This is a genomic window from Pseudoalteromonas sp. 2CM32C, assembly GCF_023161925.1.
Taxonomy (GTDB): domain Bacteria; phylum Pseudomonadota; class Gammaproteobacteria; order Enterobacterales; family Alteromonadaceae; genus Pseudoalteromonas; species Pseudoalteromonas marina.
In genome coordinates this window covers 166,512-178,874 of the sequence record NZ_JALNTI010000005.1, presented here as the reverse complement: position 1 = coordinate 178,874, position 12,363 = coordinate 166,512, and the positions used below count along the sequence as shown (strand labels likewise).

The following is a 12,363-nucleotide window of genomic DNA, read 5'->3' as shown; positions in this document are numbered from 1 at the left end:
ATAAAAAACCAAATTTGCTATTTGCTTACTTCTAAAAAGTACCTAAAAACAAGCCTATCACTAACTTAGCTGAAAATTGCATCACAATGCAAAAAGCCTATTAACCCCAAAGTAGGTTAATAGGCATAAAGCATTTATTTAAAAGTCGTATTTAACTCTTAAAGTAACGCGTCGTGGGAGAATTGGGCGACCTACAAAATATGGGTTGTCTGACGTTTGGCTATTACCTAAACGCGGCGAGCCTTCGGTTACACCATCAGAGTCAAACAAGTTAAATACCCCTACGCTTAAGCGTACTGTTTGCTCTGGTGCAATTTGCCAGTTATAACCTGCATCAAACCTAAATAAGTGAAATGAATCAAGCTCTACCGAGTTCGAGTCGTTAGCATAGTTTTTACCGGTAAAGTTATGGTAAATCGATGCATCCCAGTTATCTGCGGTATAACTGATAGATGAGTTAAATAATATTTTCGGTTTACGGCGTAACTCGTTGCCAATAATAGAAGAGTCTGAATCAAACTCAGTAAATTCGTGGTCGGTGTAGGTCATGTTGGCATCAACAGCCCACTCGTCGGTAATATCGTAACGACCAGTAAGCTCCACACCCGTTGCTTTGGTCGATTGCATAACTGGCAGCTCTAATACGCCCCCGTTACCATCGTTTACAAAGTCTACGCTGCGCCTGTCTTTTAAGTCGGTTCTAAATAAAGCAACGCTACCGCTAAAGTCGTTATCAAAAAACTTAACACCTAGCTCGCCTTGCTCAACAATTTCGGCTTCGTAGCTGGCAGGCTCGCCTAAATCGTTAAACTGAATACCTCTAATTTCTGGGAAGAAAAACCCGCGAGACGCATTGGCATATACATTTAAATTATCAGTTAAGCGATATAACGCCGCACCCGATACCGCAAATTCAGAGGTGTCTACTTCGCCGTAGGTCATTACACCACTGCCCGTAGTGTTAACTTGTAAGTTAGGGGCAAGCATTGGGTCATCAGAAATCTGAAGTACTTGTCTACCTTCACGGCTAATTTTGCCGTCTATTTCTTCATAGCGTACACCAAAGTCGATAACCCAATCATCGCTTTCCATTTGATCCGCTACGTAAAGTGCACGGCGCGTAGCGCTAATAGTTTGGTTAGTGTATGAAATACCAGGCCCACTAATGCCATTTTGTGTGTACTGAACAACATCGCCATCGGCATTGGTGTACGTTAAATCCACCAGCTCTGGGTTATTGTTAAACTCACCTAAGTAGGTCGTAATAACGTTATCGTCATCGGCTTCACTGTGTGAGAAAAACGTACCTACCGTGATATCGTGGCTAAAATCGCCAACAAAAATACTTTTAATAATATTAAATTCGGCAGAAAAATCTTCTGCTGGGCGGTCGCGGTCTAAAATGCGGTTAGCAAATAGTAAGTCATCGCTTGCAAGTGCCTGACCCGATGCGGTGTAAGTAAACGCTGCACCACTTGCATCACCTAAACCACGGTTAGCTAAAAAGTCTTCTTGGCTCTCAGGGACGTTAATAATACCGTCGCCATCTAAAAATAGGTTAAATTCGTGCTGGTACTTTGCGTATTTGCTGCGCATGTTAATAGCAAAGTCGTTGGCTAGCTCTTTTTCAAATACAACTGAAATAGAACCACCTTTAGTAACCACACCATCGCTAATTGGCGATTCATAACGACCATTTGCAGTGTCATAGGTAAGGTTAGATACATTAGCAGTTTGTAATGACTCCACTTCGCTGCCATCGTTACCAATTAAACGCTCGCGGCTGTCGCCATCAAGCGGAATAGGAAGGTAAAACTGCGCTTGATCGTCAATGTATTGGCCATAAACTGTAAATGAGCCTGAGCCGTCATCAAATTCTTTACGAATATTACCGCGAAGCTGAGTACCTTTAGTCTCAAGTCCTGTATCTAACGGGCCCTCGTCGTAACGGTAAAACCCCGATAGCGCATAGTAAAGGCCATCTTCGTTAAGCGGCCCGCTTGTAGCAAAATCTACACGAGTACGACCCTGATCAGATAGCTCCATTTGCACGGTACTTTGCGGATCATCACTGCCTGTTTTAGAAATGTAGTTAATAATACCCGCTACAGAACCTTGGCCAAATAAGTTAGATACACCACCACGTACAAACTCTACACGCTCAATACCTAAGTCATTACGGTAGTAGACATCAAATGCCGACGAGTTTAAGCCAAAAACACTCAAACTAGGTGAACCGTCGTACGACAGTGGCGTAAACTGAAACTGACCCGACGAAGGTAAGCCCCTTACTTGTAGGTTTGTTGCAACCTCACCACCGCCCCCTTCTACTTTAATACCTGGGATGTAACGAAGTACATCTGCTTGGCTGCTTGATGAAAGCTTTACTAATTCGTCTTCGCTAATTGAGGTTACAGATTGTGGAGTATCTGAAATTACACGCCCTTTACTGGTACCAGAGACGATAATACGCTCAACGTTATTAGCTTTTTTTGCTGTATCTGGCGCAGACTCTTCTGCGGCAAACGCGCCCTGTGCGAGGCATAAAGATACAATAGAGGCGATCGTTGTTTTATTCACGGGTATTCTCCAATTGTGCTAGTTGTCAGTGTGTATTTACTTAGAGTGTGGCTAAGTAAAATAAAAATAATCAAGATATACATGTTAGTTTTTTGTTACTTCGAACAGGATTTAAGCACAGAAAAAAAACATTTACAACCCATAATGAGTGCTCTAATATTGTCTAAATCGAAAATAACACACAAAGAGCACCCAATATGACTACTATAAACAGCAGTAAAATTGATGCAGTCACAGCTTCATCACTTGCAGACCTTGCTACTAAAACACTTATAGCAAACGATTTAGGTGGCTACACAGTACCAACACATGGCCTTTACCCGTTTCAATGGAACTGGGATTCGGCAATAACTGCGCTAGGTTGGATGAAGTCTGATGAGGGGCGTGCGTGGCAAGAAATTGATGTGTTATTTTCAGGTCAGTGGGATAACGGTATGGTGCCACATATCTTATTTCATAAAGATGCCGACACGTATTTCCCAGGTCCTGATGTTTGGGGCTCAGACAAAAAAATTAAAAGTACGTCTATTTCACAGCCACCCGTTGTGGCCACAGTAATGAAGGAAATGCTTGCAAGCGCACAAGATAAAACCCTTGCAGAGCAAAAAGTTAAGGCATTATTCTCAAAAGTTGTTGATTACCATTTATGGTGGTACAACGACCGAGACCCTGAAAAAACAGGTTTAGTAGTGACTTACCATCCGTGGGAGTCGGGCATGGATAACAGCCCATCATGGGATGACGCACTCCAAGCCGTGCCATGTGTTGATTGGGAGTACACTCGTCGTGATACAAGCCATGTAGATTCGTCGCAGCGCCCTCATAAAAGTGAGTACGACCGCTTTTTATACCTAGTAGACTTTTTTAAACGTAACAACTTTGACAGCAAAGTGATTTACGAGACCAGCCCTTACAAAATGAACGACCTAGGTATTATTGCTATTTTACATCGCGCCACAAAAGATTTACTCGAAATGGGTGAAAAACTAGATTTAAGCGATGCACGCACTGATTATTTAGCCCAACGTGCTGAGCTTACAACACAATCTATTAACACCCTGTGGTGTGAGCAAAGCCAGTATTTTTACTGTAAAGACATTCTAACTAATAGCCTAGCTAAAGTTAAAACCTCAGCAGCACTATTAACTGTTTATGCTGGTTTAACAACTGACGAGCAAACTCAGATTATTAATACCGCAACTGAAGACTTTATTGAGTCGAGCCAATTTAGTGTGGCTTCTACTCACCCTAAAGAAGAAAAGTACGAACCACAGCGTTACTGGCGCGGCCCTATTTGGTTACACATTAACTGGATGATAGCCACAGGCCTTAAAGAAGCAGGTTTTGTGACAACCGCTGAAAAAATTCAGGATGACACCCGCGACTTAGTGCTTAAATCGGGTTACTACGAATACTTTAACCCAGAAACTGGCGCAGGCTGTGGTGGTAAAGACTTCTCATGGACAGCCGCTATTGCGCTGCATTGGCTACTTGATTAATAACTAAGGCAGCATTATGAAACACACAATATGTTTTGGTGAAGTATTGGTTGATTTACTCTCTGATAAATTAAGCCAAAACAACAGCGAGCACGAAGCGTTTACTAAATTTGCAGGCGGTGCGCCTGCAAACGTAAGCGTAGCCATTGCAAAGCTAGGTGGTAACGCCTACTTTGCTGGCATGCTAAGCACCGACAGCTTTGGTGATTTTTTACATAACGCCTTAAAAGAGCAAGGCGTAAAAACCGACTTTATGCGCTTTACCGACCAAGCAAAAACCGCCCTTGCGTTTGTATCACTTGATAAGGACGGCGACCGTACGTTTGAGTTTTACCGTGATAACACGGCCGATCTGCACTTTACTAATAGTGACTTTAGCAGTGAATGGTTTGAGCAATGCGATATTTTTCATATTTGCTCAAACACCTTAACCGACGAGCGCATACGCAAAACCACCGCGTATGGGGTTGAATTTGCCAAGCAAAATAACTCAATTGTCAGTTTTGATATTAACTTACGCCTCAACTTATGGCCTAGTAATGCTAACCCGCGTGAACACATTTTACCTCTGCTAAAACACTGCTCTATTATTAAAGCCTCTAAAGAAGAGCTTGAGTACTTAGCGGGTGAGCAAACGGGTGAAGAATTTATAGCCGACACTCTCAATAATGGCTGTGAGTTGTTTGTGGTTACCGATGCAGGCAACCCGATGCATTGGTATACCAAAAATGCCAAGCAAACGCTTCACCCTAAAAAGGTTACTATGGTTGATGCTACTGCCGCAGGAGATGCGTTTGTAGGTGGACTGTTGTATCAACTAGGCTTACAAAACCTGACACCTAGCTCTTTTAGCGAGCTTTGCAATAACCCCGAAACACTAACAACTATTTTTGAATTTGCTTCGTTATGTGGTGCTCATGCAGCATCTTACAAAGGGGCATTTACGTCTCTTCCTAACGAAAAATCGCTTAACGATTTTAGGAGCGCACTATGAGCCACACACCTGATAACTTTAAAAGCCGCGAATTTTTAGCACAACATATTGCCGATACTCTGGCGTTTTATGAGCCAAACATAGACGACGAACACGGCGGTTTTTACCAAAACTTTTCGGATAATGGTGAGGTATTTGATAAGCAAACTCGCCATTTAGTAAGCTCCACTCGCTTTGTATTTAATTATGCACGCGCGTACCAAACCTTTAATGACGAAAAGTACCTAAACCGTGTTAAATCGGGTATTGATTTTATTCGTAAGCACCATTTTGTTGAGCAAACAGGCGGTTACAATTGGTTATTGAGTGTTGAGCAAAGTAACGCCACTGTACTTGATGATACCAACCACTGCTATGGCTTTGCGTTTGTGATTTTAGCCTACAGCTGGGCATACCGCGTAGGTGTTACAGAGGCGCGCGAATACCTAAACGATACATTTCAAACAATGGAAAACCATTTTTGGGATGCAAAAGCGGGTTTATATAAAGATCAGCACAACAGTGACTTTACTAAGTGCGATCCGTATCGCGGGCAAAACGCCAATATGCATACGTGCGAAGCACTTATTGCCGCTTATGAAGCAACTCAAGATGAGCTATTTTTAAATCGCGCGCTCACACTGGCCGATAACATGGTGAATCGCCAAGCTAATTTAATGGGTGGGCTTATTTGGGAGCACTATGATATAAATTGGCAGGTTGATTTAGAGTACAACAAAAACGACCCTAAAAATTTGTTTCGTCCGTGGGGTTTTCAGCCAGGTCACCAAACTGAGTGGTCAAAACTACTAATGTTTTTAAATAAGCATAAGCCACAAACTTGGCTTGTAGAGCGCGCTCAAGCGTTATTTGATAATTCAATAGACGTTGCGTGGGATAAACAACACGGCGGTATTTGTTACGGATTTGCGCCAGATAAAAGCATATGCGATGACGACAAGTACTTTTGGGTGCAAGCCGAAACACTGTGTTGTGCAGCCTACCTTTATGAAACCACAGGGGATGAAAAATACCAGCAGTGGTATGACAAAATTTGGCAGTACTCGTGGCAGCACTTAGTTGATCATCAATACGGTGCGTGGTTTAGAATTTTAACCGTAGATAACAAAAAAATAGATACCATGAAAAGCCCAATTGGTAAAACGGACTACCATACTATGGGTGCCTGCTTTGATGTGTTGGCGTTATTAAAATAACCCAATAAGGTAAAACATTTAATTGTGTTGTGTAGACCTTTAAACCGCCTTTTTGGCGGTTTTTTTTGCCTAAATAGTTACGCCTTTAACACCCTAAAAATAATCACCACAAAATATAATTTTGTGCGCGCCCTACTTTTTAAACCTCATATTTTGAATAAACACCTAATAATAAAAAATTTTGCACGCCAGCGGCGTATAGTAATATGAAAGATAATAAAAAAGAGAAACAGGCAATGCCTAACGGGAATGACCCTCACACAATTAACCCCAAAGAACTTGTTGCTTGGCCGCGTATTGCAGCCATAGCCGCAATGCTCAGCTTTTCGCTGCCCACTTTTATCACCGGCCTAGAAATACATCAAAGTTCAAAGTGATCAGTAAATTATGGTATTTATTAATAACGGTTAAAAACGAGAACATGGCCGCATTTTTAAATGAGGAAGTTCACGTAACCATACCCGATTTAATATGCTGTATTAATACCCGAACAGGCACACCTGTTACCAATTCAAATTACGAGTTAGGCATGCAAGTAGTGGTTGTTATTTTACCTGCACCAAAGGAATTTACAGGCCCTAAAGGTTTAGAAATATTTGGACCTCGCTATGCTGGCGTTGATGCACCTTATCGTGCGGCAATACCTAACTGTTAAAACTCAATTTTTAAGTTCATGCAACAAGTTCTCATAAACTTTTGCATGGCTTTTTGAAAGTTCGACATTATCTATATCTATTTTATTTAACCACAAAGCCGCTTGTGTTTTATTACCCAACTCCCAATACGATTGCGCTAAACGTAAACTATAGGTTGCTTGGTAAATGCTATCCGGTTCGATGTAGTCGAACGCAGTTTTATAATATTTTACTGCGTTATTAAAATCATTATGCTTAAAATATGAAAAAGCTAAGTTACCTAGCGCAATTACAGTTTTAGCATGGTGTTTTGTTCTTTTTATAGCGTTGTAGGCTTTTAAATTACTTTCTATCGCTTGAGGGTACTGTTGCCAATTGTAATAAATGTGCCCTTTATTGATGTGCAGCTCAAAGTGAAAAATAGCATCACTACTTTTTGCATAACGCTTTTCGGCATCAAGCAATACCCTTAGTGCCTTTTTTTTATCGCCAAATATGTGCTGTAAATTAGCCAGCTCTACAAGCCTTAAAGGATCACCAAATACATTATAAATTTCATCAAGTTGAGCAAATGCTTTTGCCGCATAGGCTTTCGCTTGTTGCTTATCACCCAAGTAATTAAGCGATTTAGCATAATAAAAATAAACTTGTATTTTAAATGCGCCGGGTAATTCTTCTTGGTCAACAAAGGGGCTTAATGCGCTATGAAGATTATCGAATTTTTGATAATCAAAATAATAGTCAAACTCGTAAGTTTTCAATTTATACCAATTAGAGGAGTTCTTTTGTGTATTTAAAAGGCGAGATTGAATGTAGGTTAAGCAATCTTGGTCTGTTTTCATACAAAACACTTCATGATCACTTAAGTTTTCAGAGGCTTTTGCACCCATGCTTACATATAAAAGCAAAAAAACAATTAAAACATGCTTCAGCATTAGAACACTCATATTAGCCACATAAGCTTTAAGTGTAATATGAGTGTGCTCTATTTAACAATGGATAAAATAACTACGCGTATTGCCCGGCTGCAAATCCACAGCTCCAAGCGTACTGAAAGTTATACCCTCCAAGCCAACCGGTTACATCGGTTACTTCCCCTATAAAGTACAAGCCTTGTGATTTTTTGGCTTCAAACGTTTTAGAGCTTAGTTCGTCTGTATTTACACCACCCAGGGTTACTTCTGCAGTTCTATAGCCTTCGGTTCCGTTGGGTTTTATTTGCCACGCATGAATGTAGTTAGCAAGGTCTTCAATTTGACTATGGGTAAGCTGATTAATATTGCAATCAGGTATTGCATTGCTTTCATGTAATATTTCAATGAACCGTTTTGGCAATATTGTCGTTAGGCTATTTTTTAGTGATTTTTGAGGTTGCGTTTCTCTCCAGTCTGCAAGCTGCTGCTTTAAATCTAGCTCTGGAAGTAGATTAATAGTAACAGCCTGCCCTGCACGCCAAAATGAACTTATTTGTAATATAGCGGGGCCAGATAAACCACGGTGCGTAAATAATATATTTTCTTTAAATGTGGTACCGTCTTCACTTGTTACTTCGCACGGTATGCTAACGCCTGATAATCCTTCAAAGCGTTCTTTGTCGTGTTGGTGAAGGGTAAATGGTACAAGCGCGGCCATAGTAGGTAGTACGTTTAAACCAAACTGCTCAGCAATTTTATAACCAATAGGTGTAGCACCAAGCTTGGGCATAGTAAGCCCACCCGACGCAACCACTAACGACTCGCAATGTAAGGTCTCTTGCTCTGTGGTAACGCTATAACCCGACTCTGTTTTTTGTACATTAATCACTTCACTGCGCAAGGCTATATTTACACCTGCCCACTCGCATTCAGTAAGAAGTATATTAACAATATCTTGCGCACTATTATCACAAAACAGCTGGCCTAACGTTTTATGATGGTATGCCAAACCGTGGCGGTCCACCAGCTCAATAAAGTCATGTTGCGTATAACGGCTCAAACATGATTTAACAAAATGTGGATTGCTGCATAAGTAATTTTCCGGTGCTGCATTCTCATTTGTAAAATTACAGCGCCCGCCACCACTAATTAAAATTTTACGACCCGGCTTTTTACCCATATCAAGTACTGTAACACGTCGGCCTCGGTATCCAGCTTGTGCTGCACACATTAATCCAGCCGCTCCCGCGCCAATTACAATTACATCTACCTGGGTCATCTATTTATCTCACTTAACAATTTGCTCGATTATAGCAAAATTTAATCGCCAGCAATGTACAGAATTCATTATTACAAATAACACAATAAATATACTTTCTACTTTTTAGAAGTATTAAAAACACAAACCAAAAAGCAATACCTTTATATCATTTTTATTTTATATGATAAATACAAAACAATGAAAAAACCCTTTAAAACGCTCGTTATAACTAAATGAAATAGAGACATAATGATTTAGTATTTTAAATTTATTAACACATAATTTACCTTTGTACCTGCATTGTGACAATCCATCACGATATAACTAATAAAAAAATCTAGGGAAAATTATGACAACAAGTAAAACATTTAATAAGTGTGCAATAGCACTTACCATTAGTACGCTTTTCGCTACTGCATCAAGCATGGCCAATCCGGCACAAGCAATCGGCCCTTCAGTGGCAGATACAACAGCTAAACTTCAAAATCAAAGTGGCTTTGAAACGCAGTTCATCATTAAATATAAAAATAACAATTTTGACGCACTGAGTTACTCTACTGCAGATGAAAGCCCTGTAAACATGAAAGCGCGTGCAAAAAACTTTGTTAAAAACTTTGCTTCTAAAAAAGGGAAGATAAAAGCAAAGTACATTCGCGCAATGGCACTAAATAACCACCACGTTATGCGAGCTGATAAAAAGCTTAGCGCAGCAGAAGCACAAGAGTTTATGCAAGAAATGGTTGATTCAGGCAACGTTGAGTACATTGAAGTTGACCAAATGTTAAAACCTTTTGCGACACCTAACGATCCGCGTTATGGCGACCAGTGGCACTACTATGAGCAAGCTGGCGGTCTGAACTTACCAACAGCTTGGGACACAGCAACAGGTAGTGGTGTAGTAGTGGCTGTTCTTGATACAGGTTACCGCCCTCACGCCGACTTAAATGCTAATATTTTGCCTGGTTACGATATGATTTCTAACCTATCAGTTGCTAATGATGGCGGCGGCCGTGATAGCGATGCACGTGACCCGGGCGATGCAGTAGCAGCCGGCGAATGTGGTAATAATGGTGCGCAAGGGTCTAGCTGGCATGGTACGCACGTTGCTGGTACTGTTGCAGCCGTTACAAATAATGGTGAAGGTGTAGCCGGTGTTGCTTATGACGCAAAAGTAGTTCCAGTGCGTGTACTTGGTAAATGTGGTGGTTTAACGTCTGATATCGCCGATGGCATTATTTGGGCATCTGGCGGTAACGTGTCAGGTATTCCTGGAAACCCTAACCCAGCAGATGTAATTAACATGAGCTTAGGTGGCAGCGGCTCTTGTAGTTCTACAACACAAAATGCGATCAATACAGCTCGCAACAATGGCGCTGTTGTTGTTATTGCTGCTGGTAACGATAACGATAACTCAGCAAACTACAACCCAGGTAACTGTAACGGTGTTGTTAATGTAGCATCAGTTGGTCGAAATGGTGGCCGAGCTTATTACTCAAACTACGGAAGTAACATTGATGTCGCTGCACCCGGTGGCGCGCAAAGCTTTGCTAACGATTCTGAAGGTGTTCTGTCTACATATAACTCGGGATCTTCTTCTCCATCAACCGATAGCTATTCATTCTCTCAAGGTACATCTATGGCCGCTCCGCACGTAGCGGGTGTAGCTGCACTTATCAAGCAAGCAAAACCAAATGCTACGCCTGATGAAATTGAGAGTATTTTAAAATCGTCTACTCGCTCATTCCCTGCAACATGTAACAACTGTGGTACAGGTATTGTTGATGCTGCAGCTGCTGTTGCCGCAGCAAGTGGCGGTACAACACCACCTACAACAGGTGATAATGAACTTGTTGATGGCGAAGCTAAAACAGGCTTAAGCGGTGGTGCTAACGCACAAGATTTTTACACCATGACCGTACCAAGCGGAGCAACCAATATGACGTTTACAATGAGCGGTGGTACAGGTGATGCCGATTTATACGTTCGTGCTGGCAGCCAACCAACTACATCAAGCTACGACTGTCGTCCGTACAAAGGCGGCAACAGCGAAGAATGTTCTATCGATAATCCAACGGCAGGTACATACCATGTAATGCTTCGTGGTTACTCTGCCTATTCTGGTGTGAGCTTGGTAGGTAATATCACAGGTGCATCTTCTGGTGGCGGTTCAGGCACACCTGAAGCAGGTGGTGGTACTGTTAGTGACGTAAGTGCCAGTGCTGGTCAGTGGAAACACTACACACTAGATGTGCCTGCAGGTATGTCTTCATTTACTGTGACTACTTCTGGTGGCACAGGTGATGCTGATTTATTTGTGAAGTTTGGTAGTCAACCAACATCGTCTAGCTATGACTGTCGTCCATATAAAAATGGTAATGCTGAAACATGTACCTTTAATAACCCACAAGCCGGTACATGGCATTTAAGTGTAAATGCTTACAGAAACTTCTCTGGTTTAACTATTAGCGGACAATACCAACCATAATAGTAATTTCATAATCTTTAGGATAGCAAAGGCCAAACTGACTGTTTGGCCTTTTTTGTGAATAAGATAATTTTTTAGTTTAATGAGGCTTAATACTAACGAGCTATTTTTAGACAACTAAGCCTCGTCAATTACTAGAGGAAGCTTTGTTATATACCTGTTTTATATAAAGATTAAACGTACAATATCGGTTTTATTCCCTAAAACTGGTTAGGTATCGTTGCTTATGAATATACGTATTAGTTCAAATATATTACTAACTTATCACCAGAAAACAAAAAACCCAGCCTAAGCTGGGTTTTTAAATTCTAAAAAACTAAAATTACTTGATTTTAGCTTCTTTGAAAATCACGTGTTTACGAGCCTTAGGATCGAACTTTTTGATTTCCATCTTTTCAGGCATGTTACGTTTGTTTTTGTCAGTAGTGTAGAAAAAACCAGTACCGGCAGTTGAAACTAAACGGATTTTATCGCGCATGATTCAGTTCCTTAAACTTTTTCGCCGCGAGCACGGATTTCTGTAAGAACCGCGTCGATGCCTTTTTTATCGATAATACGCATACCTTTAGTAGTAGTGCGTAATGTTACAAAACGTTTTTCACTTTCAACCCAAAAACGGTGTGTTTGTAGGTTAGGTAGGAAACGACGTCTAGTCGCGTTTCTCGCGTGTGAACGGTGGTTACCAACCGCTGGACGCTTACCTGTAACTTGACATACTTTAGACATGTCTATATATCTCCAATAACTTCGCTCGAGCTTAATTTAATCTAAGGCCGTGTATTTCTGCCCTAGATAAATC

Annotated in this window: 11 protein-coding genes; 6 read left to right on the top strand and 5 right to left on the bottom strand. The window is 41.1% G+C overall.

Annotated features, from left to right (window positions below; translation table 11 throughout):
• Positions 1-138: 138 nt before the first annotated feature.
• Positions 139-2,580, bottom strand: coding sequence for a TonB-dependent receptor (locus tag MTF67_RS18535; protein WP_248519596.1), 2,442 nt, complete (start codon positions 2,578-2,580; stop codon positions 139-141).
• A gap of 197 nt (positions 2,581-2,777) precedes the next feature.
• Between MTF67_RS18535 and MTF67_RS11560 the strand changes: the two genes are divergently transcribed.
• The 5 genes from MTF67_RS11560 to MTF67_RS11540 all read left to right on the top strand — a co-directional run bounded on the left by MTF67_RS11560 (position 2,778) and on the right by MTF67_RS11540 (position 6,924).
• Positions 2,778-4,079, top strand: a complete 1,302-nt coding sequence (locus MTF67_RS11560; protein ID WP_248519595.1) for a trehalase family glycosidase — start codon at positions 2,778-2,780, stop codon at positions 4,077-4,079.
• A 16-nt stretch (positions 4,080-4,095) separates the two neighbouring features.
• Positions 4,096-5,073: a carbohydrate kinase gene (locus MTF67_RS11555; protein ID WP_248519594.1), complete on the top strand. Its 978-nt coding sequence runs from the start codon at positions 4,096-4,098 to the stop codon at positions 5,071-5,073.
• Positions 5,070-6,269 carry an AGE family epimerase/isomerase gene (locus tag MTF67_RS11550; protein ID WP_248519593.1) on the top strand — a complete coding sequence of 400 codons (1,200 nt, stop codon included), beginning with the start codon at positions 5,070-5,072 and terminating at the stop codon, positions 6,267-6,269. Before MTF67_RS11555 ends, MTF67_RS11550 begins: the two co-directional genes overlap by 4 nt.
• Before the next feature lie 206 nt (positions 6,270-6,475).
• The gene (locus tag MTF67_RS11545) at positions 6,476-6,646 is read left to right on the top strand and encodes a hypothetical protein (RefSeq protein ID WP_248519592.1); all 171 of its coding nucleotides are present in this window, start codon (positions 6,476-6,478) and stop codon (positions 6,644-6,646) included.
• Complete coding sequence (locus tag MTF67_RS11540) at positions 6,643-6,924, top strand: DUF917 family protein (RefSeq protein WP_248519591.1); 282 nt, start codon at positions 6,643-6,645, stop codon at positions 6,922-6,924. The genes MTF67_RS11545 and MTF67_RS11540 overlap by 4 nt, the downstream gene beginning before the upstream one ends.
• Before the next feature lie 3 nt (positions 6,925-6,927).
• Here MTF67_RS11540 and MTF67_RS11535 read toward each other — a convergent pair whose 3' ends face one another.
• Both MTF67_RS11535 and MTF67_RS11530 read right to left on the bottom strand, forming a co-directional pair.
• The gene (locus tag MTF67_RS11535) at positions 6,928-7,839 is read right to left on the bottom strand and encodes a tetratricopeptide repeat protein (protein WP_248519590.1); all 912 of its coding nucleotides are present in this window, start codon (positions 7,837-7,839) and stop codon (positions 6,928-6,930) included.
• Positions 7,840-7,912: 73 nt separating this feature from the next.
• Positions 7,913-9,097, bottom strand: coding sequence for an NAD(P)/FAD-dependent oxidoreductase (locus tag MTF67_RS11530; RefSeq protein WP_248519589.1), 1,185 nt, complete (start codon positions 9,095-9,097; stop codon positions 7,913-7,915).
• Positions 9,098-9,428: 331 nt separating this feature from the next.
• Here MTF67_RS11530 and MTF67_RS11525 point away from each other — a divergent pair, with 331 nt between their 5' ends.
• Positions 9,429-11,564, top strand: a complete 2,136-nt coding sequence (locus MTF67_RS11525) for a S8 family peptidase (RefSeq protein WP_248519588.1) — start codon at positions 9,429-9,431, stop codon at positions 11,562-11,564.
• Between the two features lie 322 nt (positions 11,565-11,886).
• Here MTF67_RS11525 and rpmG read toward each other — a convergent pair whose 3' ends face one another.
• Together rpmG and rpmB are read right to left on the bottom strand one after the other, a co-directional pair.
• The gene (rpmG, locus tag MTF67_RS11520) at positions 11,887-12,042 is read right to left on the bottom strand and encodes a 50S ribosomal protein L33 (protein WP_004587947.1); all 156 of its coding nucleotides are present in this window, start codon (positions 12,040-12,042) and stop codon (positions 11,887-11,889) included.
• A gap of 11 nt (positions 12,043-12,053) precedes the next feature.
• On the bottom strand, positions 12,054-12,290 hold the full coding sequence (gene rpmB, locus MTF67_RS11515) for a 50S ribosomal protein L28 (protein ID WP_006793236.1): 237 nt from the start codon (positions 12,288-12,290) through the stop codon (positions 12,054-12,056).
• Positions 12,291-12,363: the final 73 nt, after the last annotated feature.